At 70.7% G+C, this 17451-nt stretch carries 14 protein-coding genes; 4 read left to right on the top strand and 10 right to left on the bottom strand.

What is annotated here, in order from left to right:
- Window positions 1–60 precede the first annotated feature (60 nt).
- The gene (gene ahpD, locus AC1HFH_RS09810; protein WP_480247117.1) at window positions 61–600 is read left to right on the top strand and encodes an alkylhydroperoxidase, AhpD family; all 540 of its coding nucleotides are present in this window, start codon (window positions 61–63) and stop codon (window positions 598–600) included.
- Window positions 601–705: 105 nt separating this feature from the next.
- Window positions 706–1407: a PhzF family phenazine biosynthesis protein gene (locus AC1HFH_RS09805; RefSeq protein WP_480247116.1), complete on the top strand. Its 702-nt coding sequence runs from the start codon at window positions 706–708 to the stop codon at window positions 1405–1407.
- 29 nt (window positions 1408–1436) lie between these two features.
- Here the strand turns inward: AC1HFH_RS09805 and AC1HFH_RS09800 are convergent, their stop codons facing one another.
- Window positions 1437–2198 (bottom strand): RskA family anti-sigma factor, encoded by a 762-nt coding sequence (locus AC1HFH_RS09800; protein WP_480247115.1) that lies wholly within the window; start codon window positions 2196–2198, stop codon window positions 1437–1439.
- Window positions 2199–2279: 81 nt separating this feature from the next.
- A complete protein-coding gene (locus AC1HFH_RS09795) occupies window positions 2280–2885 on the bottom strand; it encodes a DUF5134 domain-containing protein (RefSeq protein ID WP_480247114.1) in 606 nt (201 codons plus the stop codon).
- A 135-nt stretch (window positions 2886–3020) separates the two neighbouring features.
- On the opposite strand from AC1HFH_RS09795, the gene hrpA reads away from it, so the two are divergent.
- Window positions 3021–7004 carry an ATP-dependent RNA helicase HrpA gene (gene hrpA, locus AC1HFH_RS09790; RefSeq protein ID WP_480247113.1) on the top strand — a complete coding sequence of 1328 codons (3984 nt, stop codon included), beginning with the start codon at window positions 3021–3023 and terminating at the stop codon, window positions 7002–7004.
- Here hrpA and nrdR read toward each other — a convergent pair whose 3' ends face one another.
- From nrdR to AC1HFH_RS09775, 3 genes are all read right to left on the bottom strand, one after another.
- Window positions 7005–7472: a transcriptional regulator NrdR gene (nrdR, locus tag AC1HFH_RS09785; RefSeq protein WP_480247112.1), complete on the bottom strand. Its 468-nt coding sequence runs from the start codon at window positions 7470–7472 to the stop codon at window positions 7005–7007.
- A 137-nt stretch (window positions 7473–7609) separates the two neighbouring features.
- Window positions 7610–8851: a hypothetical protein gene (locus AC1HFH_RS09780; protein ID WP_480247111.1), complete on the bottom strand. Its 1242-nt coding sequence runs from the start codon at window positions 8849–8851 to the stop codon at window positions 7610–7612.
- A 148-nt stretch (window positions 8852–8999) separates the two neighbouring features.
- Entirely contained in the window at window positions 9000–9269 is a 270-nt protein-coding gene (locus AC1HFH_RS09775; protein ID WP_480247110.1) for a hypothetical protein, read from the bottom strand.
- 449 nt (window positions 9270–9718) lie between these two features.
- Between AC1HFH_RS09775 and lexA the strand changes: the two genes are divergently transcribed.
- A complete protein-coding gene (gene lexA, locus AC1HFH_RS09770) occupies window positions 9719–10438 on the top strand; it encodes a transcriptional repressor LexA (protein WP_480247109.1) in 720 nt (239 codons plus the stop codon).
- A gap of 11 nt (window positions 10439–10449) precedes the next feature.
- Here the strand turns inward: lexA and AC1HFH_RS09765 are convergent, their stop codons facing one another.
- From AC1HFH_RS09765 to AC1HFH_RS09745, 5 genes are all read right to left on the bottom strand, one after another.
- Window positions 10450–12501, bottom strand: coding sequence for an acyltransferase family protein (locus AC1HFH_RS09765; protein WP_480247108.1), 2052 nt, complete (start codon window positions 12499–12501; stop codon window positions 10450–10452).
- 209 nt (window positions 12502–12710) lie between these two features.
- On the bottom strand, window positions 12711–13568 hold the full coding sequence (locus AC1HFH_RS09760; RefSeq protein ID WP_480247107.1) for a lysophospholipid acyltransferase family protein: 858 nt from the start codon (window positions 13566–13568) through the stop codon (window positions 12711–12713).
- A gap of 452 nt (window positions 13569–14020) precedes the next feature.
- Entirely contained in the window at window positions 14021–15583 is a 1563-nt protein-coding gene (gene hflX, locus AC1HFH_RS09755; RefSeq protein WP_480247106.1) for a GTPase HflX, read from the bottom strand.
- A gap of 43 nt (window positions 15584–15626) precedes the next feature.
- The gene (gene dapF / locus AC1HFH_RS09750) at window positions 15627–16529 is read right to left on the bottom strand and encodes a diaminopimelate epimerase (RefSeq protein WP_480247799.1); all 903 of its coding nucleotides are present in this window, start codon (window positions 16527–16529) and stop codon (window positions 15627–15629) included.
- A gap of 58 nt (window positions 16530–16587) precedes the next feature.
- Window positions 16588–17430 (bottom strand): TrmH family RNA methyltransferase, encoded by an 843-nt coding sequence (locus tag AC1HFH_RS09745; protein WP_480247105.1) that lies wholly within the window; start codon window positions 17428–17430, stop codon window positions 16588–16590.
- Window positions 17431–17451: the final 21 nt, after the last annotated feature.

Raw genomic sequence — 17451 nt, 5'->3', positions numbered from 1 at the left:
CCCCGAAAGCCCCACTCCCCCACCGCCACAGCGGCCGATTCACCACGAGGTAACCCCATCATGAGCGTCGAGACCCTGAAGAACTCCCTGCCCGAGTACGCCAAGGACCTCAAGCTCAATCTGTCATCGATCAGCCGCAGCACCGTGCTCAACGAGCAGCAGCTGTGGGGCACCCTGCTGGCCGCCGCGGCCGCGACCCGTTCGGCGATCACCCTGCGGGAGATCGCCGACGAGGCCGCGGACACCCTCTCGGCCGAGGCCTACAACGCCGCGCTCGGCGCCGCCTCGATCATGGGTATGAACAACGTGTTCTACCGCGGGAAGGCCTTCCTCGGTGGCCGCTACGACGATCTGCGGGCCGGCCTGCGCATGCAGATCATCGGCAACCCGGGAGTGGACAAGGCAGATTTCGAACTGTGGTCGTTCGCGGTGTCCTCGATCAACGGGTGCCAGCACTGCCTGGAGGCCCACGAGCACACCCTCCGCGAGGCCGGTGTGTCGCGCGAGGTGATCTTCGAATCGCTGCGCGTGGCCGCCATCGTCGCGGGCGTCGGCCAGGCCGTCCAGTCCACCGAGGCACTCGCCCCGGCCGGCGTGTGACACCGGAGGCGCACTCGACGGCCCCGTCCGCTTCGGACGGGGCCGTCGTCGTCGCCGGGCCCGACCTCCGCGGCTCGGCTCCCGACCGCCGGTACGCTCGTCGATATGGACGCACACGAGGTTCCCGAATCCGATGCGACGCAGGTCGAGGTCGTGCGCGTATTCACCGATGCGGCGGGCCGGGGCGGTAACCAGCTCGGAATCGCCCGGGCCGCCGACGTCGCCGCCCTCGACAAACAGGAACTGGCCGCCCGGCTCGGCTACAGCGAGACCGCGGTCGTCGACGGTCCCCGGCAGGGCACCGCCCGGCTGCGGATCTTCACCCCGACCGTCGAGCTGCCGTTCGCCGGCCACCCCACCGTCGGCACCGCCTGGTGGCTACGGACCCAGGGACTCGCCGTCGATGTGCTGGATGTCCCGGCCGGTCCGGTCGCGGTCGAGCAGAACGGCGGCCTGACCTGGATCCAGGCCCGGGCCGAATGGGCACCCGACTTCGAATTCCATCAGCTCGCCGACCTCGACGCGCTGCAGGCGCTGCGCGCCGACGATTTCACCGCCGGCCGGCACTATTTCTGGACCTGGTCCGACGAATCCCGGGGTGCGGTGCGCACCCGGATGTTCGCACCCGAATTCGGCATCGCCGAGGACGAAGCCACCGGAGCCGCGGCGGTCGCGCTCACCGCCAAACTGCGGCGCAGCCTGGTGGTCACCCAGGGCAGCGGTGCCCAGATCTTCACGGAATGGGATTCCGACGGCTGGGTCCGCCTCGGCGGCCGGGTCGCCGAGGACCACGTCGTCGACCTCTGATTCGCCGGGGCGTGGACGTACCGGAACGGTCAGCTCACCCCGAACCGCCGCAGCCAGGGCGGTGTGGCCTGCCACCGCCCGGCGCGTCCGGCCGGTGGCGCCGTGAGATCTGCGAGGATCCGGGCCTCGAGATGCCGCGGTGGGGTACGGCGGTCCCGGAATGCCGCAGCGGCCAGGGTCTCCCGAGCCCACTCGACCCGACCCGCGAAGGCCGCGCGGGCCTGCGGTGCGGCACGGGCCACTTTGCCGTCGATATGGTGCCGCTCCAGTTCCGCCACGGCGTCGAGGGCATAGGGTGCCGCCAGTGCCACCAGCTGCCCGTCCGGTAGCGGCGCCGCAAGCCCGGGCGGCGCCGGCGCGAGCTGATCGACGGCCTCGTGCAGCAGCCGGGTCACCACCGGGACCCGGGCCTGCAGCGTCCGAGCCAGACTGCGATAGGTGTATCCGCCGTAGTACGCCAACACGAAGGCCTCGCCATGCGCACCGAGCGGCTCGGCGAACCCCAGCCGGGCCGATTCGATCGCCCAGGAGGCACCCCTCATCGGGGTGACATCGCCCCGATGCACCCGTTGCACCGCACATCGGTGCACCTGCGCCAGTAGCCGGGCCGCAGCGCCCGACGACGTGACCGGCGCCTGCCCACAGGTGCGCAGCAGACACCCGTAGCCCTCCCGAACCGCCTCTTCCGCCGGTCCTCGGCGGCGCAGCACCCGTACCGCCACCCCGAAGGCCGCCGAGCCCGTCGCCCGGTAGAAGCGCCGCAGCGATTCCGCATCCCCGCTGCGCGGCACAGCGACACCACCTCGGGCCGCCGACGAATTCCTCTGGCGCATAAGGGCAATTCGCTGCCGCTACACCCGGCGGATCGGTTGTCAGCGCAAGACCGCGGCCGCCAGCATCGCGGCCATCCCGAGATCCATCACCAGATGCGGTACCACCGCGACCGGAATGTCGTACGGCCACGACCGCCGCGCACCGGGGTGGCCGACCGGATGACCGATCCGATGCCACCACAGACCACGCCCCGCGGCGGACAGCAGCGCGATCGCATCCAGCAGGAACAATGCGGCCAGCCCGGCGAGCACCGGCGCCGGCGGACCCGCCCCGGCGCCGGTGTGCGCGCCGTGCCCGGACATCGCGAACAGCATCACCGCGGCGGCCGACAGGTGATAGCCCAGTGCCGCGGACTGGTCGGCCGCCGGACCCGGCGCCCGCGCCGTCTGCAGCCACTGCACCACCCGGCCCGCCAGCAGTCCGGCGAAGACCACCGTCATAGCGGTCAGCACCCCCCGCATCGCGTGTGGATGCAGGACCGGCACCAGCATCGCAATCATCACCAAGCACATCAGCAGGTGCGCCGCATCGGATTCGTGCCCACCCGAGGCCGGGCGGCGCAGCCGGGCGGCGACCAGCACCGCCGCCACGACGAAAGCCGCCAGCGCCGCACCCCGCAGCGCACCGTCGTAGTTTCCGGCCACACCCCACCTCCGCGTGCCGCACCGGCTTCCATCGTCGCAATCGGCCCCGGGCGCCGGGACGACTTCCGCTGCACCACCGCTGCCCCGCCACCGCCTCCGGCCCGTCGGGCAGGCACGGCTACCCTGGTATACGCAATGACGAGCACAGCCCGCCCCGCGACCCGCGAGCTGCGCCGGCGTCTGGCGGACCTGTCTCTGCGGGACGAGCAGCGGCTACGCCGCACACTCGATCGCGCCCGCAGCGACGACGATCTGGCCGCGCTGGACGCCGAGATCGCCGCCGCGGAAACCCGCATCCGAACCCGCCGTGCCGCCGCACCGGCCACCATCCGCTATCCGGAACAACTTCCGGTCACCGCACGGCGTGCCGATATCGCCGCGGCCATCCGGGACAACCAGGTGGTCATCGTCGCCGGCGAGACCGGGTCGGGGAAGACTACCCAGATCCCCAAGATCTGCCTGGAGCTGGGGCGCGGCGTGCGCGGCACGATCGGACACACCCAGCCGCGCCGGCTGGCGGCCCGGACCGTCGCCGAACGCATCGCCGAAGAACTCGGCACCGAACTGGGTGATGTCGTCGGCTACACGGTCCGGTTCACCGACCGGGCCGCGGAGCACACCCTGGTCAAACTGATGACCGACGGGATCCTGCTGGCCGAGATCCAGCGCGACCGGATGCTGCGGCGCTACGACACGATCATCATCGACGAGGCACACGAGCGCAGCCTCAATATCGACTTCCTGCTCGGGTATCTGAAGCAGTTGCTGCCCCGGCGGCCGGACCTCAAGGTGATCATCACCTCGGCGACCATCGACCCGGAACTGTTCGCCCGGCATTTCGCCGACGCCGCCGGTACCCCGGCACCGATCGTCGAGGTGTCCGGCCGGTCGTATCCGGTGGAGATCCGGTACCGGCCGCTGGCCCTCGAACTGTCCGCAGAGGACTCCGACGACGGCGAGGACACCGTGGTCGTCGACCGGGACCCGGTGGATGCCATCGGCGATGCGGTCACCGAACTGTTCGCCGAAGGCGACGGCGACGTCCTGGTGTTCCTGTCCGGTGAACGCGAGATCCGCGACACCGCCGACGCCCTGCGCGATCTGAAGCTGCCGCGCACCGAGATCCTGCCGCTGTACGCCCGGTTGTCCACCGCCGAACAGCACCGAGTGTTCGCACCGCACACCGGGCGCCGGGTGGTGCTGGCCACCAATGTCGCGGAGACCTCGCTGACGGTGCCCGGAATCCGGTATGTGATCGATCCGGGGACCGCACGGATCTCCCGCTATTCGATGCGCACCAAGGTGCAGCGGCTGCCGATCGAACCGGTGTCGCAGGCCTCGGCGCGGCAGCGGGCCGGCCGCTGCGGCCGGGTCGCCGACGGCATCTGCATTCGGCTGTACTCCGAGGACGATTTCGAGGCCCGGCCCGCCTTCACCGATCCGGAGATTCTGCGCACCAATCTCGCCGCGGTCATCCTGCAGATGACCGCGCTCGGGCTGGGCGATATCGAGGGGTTCCCGTTCGTCGAGGCGCCGGATGCCCGGGCGGTCCGGGACGGGATCGCGCTGCTCACCGAACTCGGCGCACTGGCCGCAGGGGCCGCCTCCGGGCGTCCGGCCGCGAAGCTCACGCTGACCCGGGTCGGCCGGGATATGGCGCAACTGCCGGTCGACCCGCGGATGGCCCGGATGCTGGTGCAGGCACATCAGGACGGCTGCCTGGCCGAAGTGCTGATCATCGTCGCCGCGCTGTCCATCCAGGATGTCCGCGAACGTCCCGCCGACCATCAGCAGGCCGCCGACGAGCAGCACACCCGGTTCACCGTGGCCGGCTCGGACTTTCTGTCCTATCTGAAACTCTGGAACTACCTGACCGAGCAGCGCCGGTCGCTGTCGGCCAACCGGTTCCGGCGGATGTGCCGCGACGAGTTCCTGCACTATCTGCGGATCCGGGAATGGCAGGACCTGCACGGCCAGCTGCGCACGATCGCCCGCGGAATGGGCTGGTCCACCGGGTCACGCAGCGCTGCGCCGGCCCCGGACACCGACGGCGCCGATCCGGCTCCCTGGCCGGTCACCGCCATCCACCAGGCGCTGCTGTCCGGGATGCTCTCGCATATCGGCGTGCGCGAGGGCGATTCCCGTGAATTCCTCGGTGCGCGTAATGCCAAGTTCATGGTGTTCCCGGGTTCCGCGCTGGCGAAGAAGCCACCTCGGTGGGTGATGGCCGCCGAGCTGGTCGAGACCTCGCGGCTGTGGGGCCGGATCACCGCGCGGATCGAGCCCGAATGGGCCGAGCGGCTCGCCGGCGACCTGGTGAAACGCACCTATTCCGAACCGCACTGGTCGACCAAGCGCGGCTGTGCCCGTGCCTACGAACGGGTCACGCTGTACGGCGTACCGTTGGTCACCGGCCGGCCGGTGGACTACGGCCGGATCGATCCCGAGGTGTCCCGGGAGCTGTTCATCCGGCATGCGCTCGTCCAGGGCGAGTGGCAGACCCGGCACGAATTCTTCGCCCGGAACCGGGCGCTGCTCGACGATGTCGGCGACCTGGAGCATCGGGCCCGCCGGCGCGACATCCTCGTCGACGACGACGTGCTGTTCGATTTCTACGATCGGCGCATCCCGGCCGAGGTGGTCTCCGCCCGGCATTTCGACGGCTGGTGGCGCCGGGCCCGGCGGACCGACCCCGAACTGCTGGACTTCACCCCGGACACGGTCGTCAATGCCGATGCGGCCGCACTGGATCCGACCGATTTCCCGGATGCGTGGCGGCAGGGTGAGCTGAGTCTGCCGTTGACCTACCAGTTCGAGCCGGGCCACGACGACGACGGCGTGACGGTGCGCATCCCCGTCGAGCAGCTGGCCCATGTCCGCCCGATCGGCTTCGACTGGCTGGTCCCCGGTATGCGGGCCGAGCTGGCTGCCGCCTACATCAAGACCCTGCCGAAAGCGCTGCGGCGCACGGTGGTTCCGGCACCCGATTTCGCGGCCGCCGCGCTGGGCGCGCTCACCCCGCGCGCCGAACCGTTACGGACCGGGCTGGCGCGCGAACTGTCCAGGCTGGGTTCGGTGACGGTGCGGCCCGCCGATCTGTCGCCGGAATCGCTGCCCGAACATCTGCGGATGACCTTCGCCGCCGTCGACCGGGACGGCCGGGTCCTGGACCGCAGCAAGAACTTGTCGGAGTTGAAGAAGCGGCTCTCCGAAGAGGTTTCGGCATCCGTCGCCCGAGTTGCGCGCGGCGCCGAGCGGGCCCCGGCGACGGTGTGGACCAGCGAATCGCTCGGCACCGTGCCGGACCGGGTGCGCCGCACCGTCGCCGGTCAGACGGTGACCGGATACCCCGCGCTGGTGCCCGAGGCCACGGGCGTGGCCGTCCGGGTGCTCAGTTCCGCGGCCGAACAGGCGGCCGCGATGCGCACCGGTGTCCGTACGCTGCTACTGGGTGCGATTCCCACGGCACAACGCAGCGTCACCGCGGGCCTGGCCCCCGGCGACCGGCTGATGCTCAGCACGAATCCGGACGGTTCCCTGGAGGCGTTGATCGAGGACTGCCGGGTCGCCGCCGTCGATGTGCTGCTGGCGAAACACGGCGGCCCGGTCCGCACCCCGGAGGCGTTCGACGAGCTGGTCGCCCGGATCCGCCCGGAGCTGACCGATGCGGTGGCGCAGCTGCTGCGCACCACGGTTCCGGTGCTGCGCGCCGCCCAGGAGGTACGCAGTGCCCTGGCCGACACCCGGGAACGCGATATCGCCGACGATGTCGCCGAACAACTCGACGACCTGCTCTTCCCCGGTTTCGTCGCGGAGACCGGCGGGGCGCGTCTGCGCGAGCTGCCGCGGTATCTGCGGGCCGCGACGCTCCGGCTGCAGGCGCTACCCGGCTCGGCGGCCCGGGACCGGCAGGGCATGGCACAGCTGGATACCGTGTTGTCCGGCTACGCCCGGCTCCTGGACCGGCTACCGGAGAACCGGCGCAGTGCCCCGGATATCACGGCCGTCTGGTGGATGATCGAGGAGTTCCGGGTCAGCCTGTTCGCCCAGCAGGTCGGCACCCCGTATCCGGTCTCGGCCAAGCGGATCGAGAAGGCGATCGCCTCGATCCGGCGGTGATCACTCGGCCGTAGCCGCTGCCGCCCGGGCCCGCCGCATCTGCTGGATCTCCCGCTCGAAATCGTCGGCGCTGGTGAACGACCGGTACACCGAGGCGAACCGGAGATAGGCGACTTCATCCAGATCGCGCAGTGGCCCGAGGATCGCCAAGCCCACCTCGTGACTGGGTACCTCGGGAGATCCTTTGGCCCGCACCGCATCCTCCACCTGCTGCGCGAGCATGTTCAGCGCATCGTCGTCGACCTCCCGCCCCTGGCAGGCCCGCCGGACACCGCGAATCACCTTCTCCCGGCTGAACGGCTCGGTGACTCCACTGCGTTTCACCACCGACAGCACCGCTGTTTCGACGGTGGTGAACCGGCGCGCACAGCTGGGGCAGGAGCGCCGGCGGCGGATGGCCGTGCCTTCCTCGACCTCGCGCGAATCGACCACTCGCGAGTCGGGGTGTCGGCAGTACGGGCAGTGCATCCAGGGGTTCCTTCGTCGATGCGAGCACTCGGGTCCGCCTCGGCAGCCGGTTGTCCACACCGATCCGGCGAGCACGGGTCCTTGGGTAGCTGACAGGATACCCGGCGGGCCGGGGACACCGGGTGGTCGGCTTCCGGTCAGGCCGGTGCCACCCGCCACTGGGTGGTCAGATCGGCGACCAGGACCGGCCAGCGGGCCAGCAGCCGGCCGCGGGCCAGCTTGGCCGGGAACGGTTCGGCGTACAGTGCGGCGGCCCGGGCCTCGTCGGTGACGAGGTCGAGGTGCCGGGGCAGCAGATCGCCGGTGATGTAGCGCCAGCGGCTGTCCCGGTCCGCCCAGTTGAAGTCCGGCAGCGGCGCCCGCAGCGACCACCGCTGGGCACCGGCCCGGGTTTCGATCTCCAGGGGCGCGAACACGCCCGGCGCCCGGGTCCCGGGCACATCCGGTTTACCGCCGACCGTGGTGACATAGGCCAGCACCCGCCCCCGGCCGTTCCGCGCCGCCGCGGTGGCGTCCCATTGGTCGGCGACGATCCGGTTCTGTTCCCGATCGGTCATCCGGAACAGGGCGTCGGCGCGGCCGGCGGCGGTTCCGCTGTCGATCCCGGCCCAGGCGGCCCGCAGGTTGTCGTCGATGACCCCGGCGGCGTGCAGTTCGTCGATCCCTGCCATACCGCGGTCCAGATAGGCCTCGTGGGTCGGTACCAGGTCGGTGAAGATGTGCCGCTGCATGATCATCAGCCGCACCTGGTACCAGGCCACATCGGCCGGGGTCAGCCGTGGCCCCAGCGCGGCGAGCCGGGCCGGGTCCGAGGGCAGGGCGTCGGTGAGGTCCGGTGGCACGGCACCGATCAGGTCGGCCACCGCTGTACCGAGGCCGTGGATGCCCGGTAGCGCGATCACCGCGGCGACGTCGTCGAGATCGAAGAAGCCGGAGGCGAAGGAACCGCCGGCGATTCCGGCCAGACCGGCCCAGTAGAACCCGGGGTGGGTGCGGGCGAGCCGGAAGTAGTTGACATAGACCTGGGTGAAGGTGTCGGCATTGGCCGCCGCACCCCGCTGCGGGTCCCAGCCGGTGAGGTCGATACCGGCCCGGTCGGTCGCCACCACCAGCCAGTACTGGTGCAGCAGCGTCGCGTACCGCTGCGGCGCGATCCCGGCGGCCCGGGCCCGTTCCAGCGCGGCGCGCAGTTCCGGTTCCGTGAGCGGCAGGTCGGGGTGCAGGCCACCGCCGTGCTCCCCGTCGGCATTGGGCGCAGGAAGATCGAGATAGGCCGGTTCTGCGCGTCCGGTCTCCGGGCCCGGCGCCGCCAGCGCACGAGGCCCGCCGGGCAGCAAGATCATCAGGATCGCCAGTACTGCCACCGCATATCGCCGCACCACAGGTCTCCGTCCTGCCGAGTTGTCGCGCGTGTGCCGGGAATCGGCCGAAGCCGCCGGCATCGGAACGCCCCGGCGGCCGCGCCGATGCGATCCGGACGCCTCACGCTAGCAACACGTTTCACTTCTCGGTGGCGTTTCGCGGACGTCAGCGACGGGCGTGCGCGGCGTCGCCGGACAGCAGTTCCGGCCGCAGCGGCACCATCGGCACCGCGGCGCGTTCGGATACTGCCGCCGGACCGGTGCCGTAGGTTTCGGCGGGCCGACCGGCGCGCAGCTGGGCGAGGCCGAACAACAACACCACGATCAGCGCCGTCACCACCGCGGTGACGGCCACCGCCGCCAACCCGACCTGGGCTCGCTCGGCCCGGTTCAGTGGATGCCGCCCGTGGGTGGTTCGCAGGGCCGGGGTGTACATCCGGCCCTGATAGAGACCGGCCCCGGAGACTGGCCCGCGACGCCGGGCGAGCTCGCCACCGGGCCGCCGACCGGGCCCGCGGCCAGCCGGATGCCGCCCCGGCTCGGGCCGCTGGACGGGCGGTGCGGGCGCCGGCCTGGGGACCGTGGCGAACGCGCGGTCGAGTTCATCTCCCTCGATGCCGACAGCGAGCCGAGGACGGGGCGCAGGGAATCGGGTGGGCCTGGTCGCGACACTCATCGAACAACCTCCGGTGCGGATTCGAACATCTGTGCGACGAACTGACGTTCGATTTCTACCACGGCTGCGCGCCGCTGTCAGCGCGAAACGCCCGACATACCTCGAACACGTGTTTGATACTGGGCCCGGGTCGGACTAGATTCGAATCAGCGGGACCGGCGTGCCACGCGACGGACGCTGCGAAATCGACCAGTGGAAAGGCGGATACGGTGACCCAGACGGACGACACGGCCGACACGCGCGAGGTCGGCGGCGCCGCATCGGGAACCGGCGCAGATCTCACGGCACGGCAGCGCAAAGTGCTGGAGGTCATCCGGCATTCGGTGACCGAGCGCGGCTACCCGCCGAGCATCCGGGAGATCGGCGATGCCGTCGGGCTCACGTCCACCTCGTCGGTGGCGCACCAGCTGCGCACGCTGGAACGCAAGGGCTACCTGCGCCGCGACCCGAACCGGCCACGCGCGGTGAACGTCCGGGGACTGGACGAAGCGGTGCAGTCGGTCACCGGGCTCCGGGCGGTTGCCCCGGCGGAGGCGATCGACGGCGAACGCCCCACCCCGACCTTCGTGCCGGTCCTGGGCCGGATCGCGGCCGGTGGGCCGATCCTGGCCGAACAGGCCGTCGAAGAGGTCTTCCCGCTACCCCGGGAGCTGGTCGGCGACGGTTCGCTGTTCCTGCTCAAGGTGGTCGGCCAGTCCATGGTGGACGCCGCGATCTGCGATGGGGACTGGGTGGTCGTCCGGCAGCAGAACGTCGCCGAGAACGGTGACATCGTGGCGGCCATGCTGGACGGCGAGGCTACGGTGAAGACGTTCAAGCGCGTCGGCCGCGATGTCTGGCTGCTACCGCACAACCCGCATTTCGACCCCATCCCCGGTAACGACGCGCAAATCCTCGGCAAGGTCGTCACGGTCATCCGCAAGGTGTGACACCGGAGGCGTCACCACCAGCCGGTGGCGGCGCCGATCTGCCGGCCCAGCGCCGGCGCCAGCGACCGCGAGTAGCTCGCCGACAGATGGTGGTGATCGCGGTAGATGAGGATATTGCCCTCCACGACCATGCACCGCTCCGGACGGCACACGGCATCGGACAGGTCCAGCGCCACCATGTTCGGGAACTGGGCAATGGCGTCGAGCGCCGGATTCACCGGATCCAGCGCCTCGTCCCGGTCGAGTCCGCAACTGTAGGAGGTCCCCCGGTAGGCGAGACAGTCGGTGGCTCGATAGAGCACACCGTTGCGGCGCGGCCAGGGCGTGTCCCGCACCGCCAGTACGTGCTGTCCCTGCTCGGCGAGGACCGCCCAGACCTCCGGGTACTCCGGGGGCAGATGGTCGCCGACGCTGTCCAGCGTCGGCCGGGTGGCGGTGGTGAACACCCAGTCCGGCCGATCCACCGCCATCCGGTCCAGGACGTCCTCGGTCCAGGCCCGGCAGCCCGGAAACGGGAACTCCGCATAGGACGGTTCGTCCACCAGCACCAACGGGCAGCCCTCCTTCAGGAAGGTCACCACCCGGAAGCCGTGCTGCTCGCCCAGCACGCGCAGGGCGGGCAGCCAGTGTTCGGAGTGCGACCCGCCCACCAGCGCGATCGACCGCTCGGCGACGACATCGCCGTAGGTACACACCCGCACCGTCCGGTCGGCCGTGATGCACCCGTCGAAGGTCGGCGCCGGTGCATCCATGGCACCTTCGAACACCGTCGGCCGCATCGGCTCATCCGGCCCGGAAGCACCGGCGAACAGGGCCGCGGCACCCGGATACCGATCGGCAGCCAGGATCTCCGGCGGGCGGGCCGGGTTCGCCCGCACCACCAGCTGCCAGCCGATACCTGCGGCCAGCACGGCCACACCCGTGGTCACCGCCACGATGCCGGCGCCCCGCCGGTATCCGGGCGAAGCGACCACACCGGTCGCCCTGCCACCGGTCCGCAGCGGCAGTTCGACATACCGCTCGGTGAGCAGCGCCGCCGCCACCGAGATCGCCAGCACCGCCAGCCCGCCGGTCACCCCGGCGTCCCGGCGCCCGGTCTCGGCCAGAAAGAAGATGAGCACCGGCCAATGCCACAGGTAGAGCGAATACCCCATCGCCCCGATCCGGGTCGGCAGCCGGCCCGCCAGCATCCGGCTCACCCGCGGACGCTCCCCGGACGCGACATTCAGCCCGGCAAGTATCAGCGCCACCGCCGCACCGACCGGATACAGTGCCGCGGGGCCGGGGAAGCTACGCACCCCATCGATGAGCAGACCGCAGGTCAGCAGCATCGCCAACCCGGCGACCGCCAGGATCGGACGCAGGACGGCCGGTACCCGGATCCACGGCGCAGCCACCGCCAGCAGGGCGCCCGCCAGCAACTCCCACATCCGCGCACCGGTGTCGTAGTAGTTCCACGACTGGTGTTCCGACGTCCCGATCGCCGCATACCAGAAGGAGGCGAGCGCCGCCGCCGCGATCACCGCGAAGATCACCGTGCGGCTGCGCCCCCACCGGACCAGCAGCGCGATCACGAGCAACACGGCCAGATAGAACTGCCCCTGCACCGACATCGACCACAGGTGCTGCAGCGGACTGACCGCCGGATTCGGCGCGTTGTAATCCAGCGCCGCCTCGGCGAGATACCAGTTCTGCCCGTACAGCAGCGAGGCCGTCAGCTGGCCGGAGAGGTCGCCCCACTGGGTGTACGGCCGCAGCAGCACGGTGGCCACCGCGACCGCGGCCAGCACGGTCACCATCGCCGGCAGCAACCGCCGGGCCGTCCGCTTGCCGATGTCGAACAGTCCGCGTGCCGAGGTGACATCCCGGCGCAGCACCATGCCGGTGAAGAAGAAGCCGGACAGCACCAGGAAGATGTCGACACCGCCGGAGACCCGGCCCATCCAGATGTGGAAAACGACGACCAGGGCCAAGGCCAGACCGCGGACCCCGTCGAGATCCTCGCGATAGGCCGTCTTCACCGCCGCCGGTCGAACACCGACGCGTCCCTCATCGTGCACCATCGATCTCCCACAGCCGAACCGGCACCTGCCTCCTGCCGGCGCGATGTCGCCCCGACCTCCCGGTACATCTGCCGATACGATGCCCGACGAGCACACCGCGAAGCAAACCCGCCGCGACCACGAGGGTCATTCGCGACGCAAGCAGCACCCCGCTCGGCGCCGGTGGCACCGGTCCGGCCGCCCGGCGCCGACGCACCGGACGGCTGCGCTCATCGACCGGTGAACCGCGCCGCCCGGCGCAGCAGTGAGGCACCCAGCCGGGCGGGATTACGCACCTCGGCAACCGCCGCCGCGGCGGCCGACCCCAGGCGACCGGTGAGCGTGCGACCGGAATCGCGGTCCCGTTCGGCGAACAGGAACCGCAGTTCCTCCTCCAACTGCTTGCGCACCACGTCCTGCAGCTCCCCGGCCGCGGCGGCACGGTCGGTGGCATCGCGCCACGGCGCCGGATCGATCGGGGCACCGAAGGAGAAGTAGAACCGCTCCGGTCGCGGCAGCGGGGTCGGGCCGACACCGCGCAGCAACGGCGGGGTGAGTTCGGTATTGATCCCGCAGGTCCGCACCAGCCAGCGCAGCGGGCTCATCACCGGGTGCTGACCGTCGAAGACGATGTCGTAGGCGTCGTCGATGCCGATCATCGCGACCGGCACGATCGGCGCGCCGGCCTCGATCGCCATCTGCGCGAACCCGGTGCGGCCGTCCCATTTGAGAACGTACTTCTCGCCCTTGCGGCGGATCGCCTCCCGGCCGCCGCCCGGGAACACCGCCACCGCCTCGCCGCGGCGCAGCAAGGCCAGACAGTTCGAGCGGGTCCCCCGGACCACGCCGTACCGGTGCAGGATGTCGCGTACCCCGGGCACCATCAGCACGTGTTCGGCCAGTCCCCGGACCAGCCGGCCCCGGGCCCGCAGCACCTCCGGCAGCAGCAACGGTGCGTCGATGCCACCCATCAGATTGTGGTTCGCGACCAGGAGCACCGGCCCATGCTCGGGAATGTTGTCCATGCCGAAGAAGCGTGGGCTCGCCCACGCCCGGATCGGCGCCAGCAGCGCATCGAGCGCGCGCAATTCCAGTTCGTTCGGCCGAGCGGTCAGCGGCGCCCCATCGCTGAGCGCTGTGTGGGATCGAGCGACTCCGTCGCTCGAGTCGCGGCCCCTAGGGGGCCTCGAGTTTTCCTTCCTGCGCTCAGTCGCTTCGCTCCCTCGCTCCGTCAGTCCAAAATCGAGGCGGGGCCGCTCGGTGTTGGATGGAGCAGCTCCGCTGCTCGAGTCGCGACCCCTGGGGTGCCTCGATTTTTCCTTCCTCCGCTCAGTCGCTTCGCTCCCTCGCTCCGTCAGTCCAAAATCGAGGCGGGGCCGCTCCATGGTGGACGGGGCGGCCGCATCGCTCGGGCCACGACTCCGGTTGTCGTCGGACAAGTCACCCTCCCTGCTGTCTCCGAACGACCATAGCGCAGCGAAATCATCTGAGCCGCATTCACGTTCGGATCCGGCCCGCAGCAACAAACCAGCAGCCGCCGCTAACCGGCGACGGCACCGGCATGCGCATAGTCGGCCAGTGCCGCGGCCAGGGCATGCGGGACGCGGGCGTGCACCCGGGTGCCGCCCTCGGTGTGCTCCGTGGCCAGGATCCGGCCGTCGGCATGGATCCGGGACAGCAGATCGCCGCGGGTATAGGGCAGCAGCACCGAGATGTCGACGTCGAGGTCGCCGAGCAACTCCGCCAGGCGCAGCTGCAGATCCTCGATACCGGTACCGGTGTGCGCGGAGACGAACGAGGCGTCCGGCAGCAGACCGCGCAACCGGGTCAGTTCCACCGGCGGCACCGCATCGACCTTGTTGACCACGAGCAGTTCCGGCGGTGCGACCACGTCCTGCTCCTTGACCACATCGGTGATCACTTCCCGCACCGCGGTGATCTGTTCCACCGGCAGTGGATCCGAACCGTCCACGACATGCAGCAACAGGTCAGCACCGGTGACCTCTTCGAGGGTCGACCGGAATGCCTCGACCAGCTGCGTCGGCAGATGCCGCACGAAACCGACGGTATCGGTGAACACGACCTCGCGGCCGTCGTCCAGGGTGGCCCGGCGGGTGGTCGGATCCAGAGTGGCGAACAGGGCGTCCTGGACCAGCACCCCGGAGCCGGTGAGCGCGTTCATCAGGCTGGACTTGCCGGCGTTGGTGTAACCGACGATGGCCACCGACGGAATACCCGAGCCGCTGCGCCGCGCGCGCATGGTGTCCCGGGCAGTCTTCATCTCCCGGATCTCGCGCCGCAATTTCGCCATCCGTTCCCGGATCCGCCGGCGGTCGGTTTCGATCTTGGTCTCACCGGGACCACGCAGGCCCACGCCGCCGTTGCTACCGGCCCGGCCACCGGCCTGCCGGGACATCGATTCACCCCAGCCACGCAACCGCGGCAGCATGTACTCCATCTGGGCCAGCGCCACCTGGGCCTTGCCTTCCCGGGAGGTGGCATGCTGGGCGAAGATGTCCAGGATCAACGCCGTACGGTCGATCACCTTGACCTTGACCACCTTCTCCAGGGCGGTCAGCTGCGCGGGCGTGAGTTCACCGTCGCAGATCACGGTGTCGGCACCGGTCGCATGCACCACATCACGCAGTTCGTCGGCCTTGCCGGAGCCGATGTAGGTGGCCGGATCGGGCCGGTCCCGCCGCTGGATCAGGCCTTCCAGGACCTCCGAACCGGCGGTCTCGGCGAGGGCGGCCAGTTCGCTCATGCTGGCCTCGGCCTGCGCGACGGTTCCGCTGGTCCAGACACCGACCAGGACCACCCGCTCGAGGCGTAGCTGCCGGTATTCGACCTCGGTGATGTCGGTGAGCTCGGTGGACAGCCCCGCCACCCGGCGCAGTGAACTGCGCTCGGCGAGCTGTAGTTCACCGACTGTCGGGTCGGTCGGTTCGGGCTGGGACCAGCCGGGGCGTTCCGCGCGCGCGGAATATCGGGACAGGGCCGCGGCCACGTCCCCGGTGTTGTCACCGCCGTCGCCCGATCCGGCATCGCCGGCCGGCTGTTCGGGGTCCGACGGGGTGAACTCGAAGGTCTCTGAAGTGCTCATACACCATCCATGCTGCCACGTCGCCGGCCCGGACGGCATCCGATTATTCCGGAGCCGCCCACCACGAGCCCGCGATCCGACCGGTGGCGACCAGAATCGAAGGGCCGCGCAGCCGGGCCCGGCCGGCATCCAGCCGGACCGTGACCGCACCGCCGGGTACCCGCACGGTCACTTCGCCGGTATCGCGGCCGATCGACATTCCGGCCCCGGCCAGGGCCGCCGCCGCGGCCGCTACGGTGCCGGTGCCGCACGACCGGGTCTCGCCGACGCCCCGCTCGTAGACCCGCATGTCCACGCTGTGGTCCGGGCCGAGCGCGGTCAGGATCTCCACGTTCACCCCGTGCGGGAACAGGTCCGGGTCGTAGCCCGGCGCGGCGCCCAGGTCCAGGGCGGCCAGGGCGGCCGGCGTGAGAGCAGGATCGGCGCAGGCCAGATGGGGATTGCCGACATCGATCCCGATCCCGGGCAGCGGACGGCCCGCCACGGTGGCGGTGGACGGGCCCAGCTCCCGGACCATACCCATGTCCACCGTCACCTCACCGGCCACCGGTCCGGCGGTGTGCACGGTCACCGGGCGGGCACCGGCGCGGCTGCCGACCACGAACTCGGGGTCGGCAGCCGCGCCGGAGGCGACCAGGTAGTGGGCGAACACCCGGACCCCGTTGCCACACATTTCGGCGATCGAACCGTCCGCATTGCGGTAGTCCATGAACCAGTCGTCGGCGGTCACCCCCGCGGGCAGGGCCTCGAGGACCCCGGCCGCCTGCAGTGCACCGGCCCGGGCCACCCGGAGCACCCCGTCGGCGCCGAGTCCGCGGCGGCGGTCGCACAGCGCCGCCACCCGGGCTTCGGTGAGCTCCAGGCGGACGTCCGGGTCCGGAAGCACCACGAAATCGTTCTGGGTGCCGTGACCCTTCGTGTAGTCGACGCCTTCGGCGTAGTCGATATCGGACACGCCGTTCATTGTGCCGCCACCGGAGGAACCGCCGGGACACCACCCGGCCTCACCACCGGCCGCCGCCGGTGAAGGTGCGGCGCTGGCGCGAGATCTCGTAGAGCGCCACTGCGGCCGCCGACGGGGCACCGAGCGAACTCGCGCTGCCGCCCATCGGAATCGACACCAGGTCGTCGCAGGCCGCCAGCCAGGCCGCGCTGAGGCCGCTGGTCTCGTTCCCGATCACCAGGACGGTCGCCTCGGTGAGATCGTTGTCGAAGATCGCGCCGGTGCCGTTCTCATCGGTTCCGACGATCCGGGTCGGGATACCGCGGGCACATTGCCGATCCCGGAACTCGGCGACCTGAGCGGGCCCGGCGGCCCGCAGCACCGGCACCGCGAACAGCGATCCGGTGGAGGCGCGCACCGCCTGCGGATCGAACTGATCGGCCCCGTGGCCGGTCACCACCACTGCCGCGGCGCCGAACGCATCGGCCGAGCGGATCAGGGTGCCCAGGTTGCCCGGCGAGTTCGGCCGGTCGAACACCACGACCACGGGCGGGTGCTCACCGGGCTCACCCGGCGCGAACTCGCCGAGCTCGGGTTGCTGTGCTTTCGCGACGGCGATCAGTTCCGGGGCGCCACCGGACTTCTCGCCCAGTTCGGCCATGAGCTCAGGCACCAGGCCGACCTGCGGTACCTGTGCGCGATCGAGGATCTCCCGGGCCCAGTCGGAGAGTTCACCGAGCCGGTAGAGCAGGGTGTCCAGCGGCCACTCGCAGGCGAGGGCCTGATCGATCGGGCGCACCCCCTGCACCAGGAACCGGCCGTCCCGATTCCGTTTCGTCCGGTTGTTCAGATAGGCCTGCCACACCTGCACATCGGCATTGCGGGTGCTCACGCGTCGGGTCACTCGGTGATTCCGTCCTGTTCG

This window comes from Nocardia sp. KT25-26, assembly GCF_056627695.1.
Note: the sequence above shows the minus strand (reverse complement) of the source record. Positions and strands in the feature narration are given on the sequence as shown.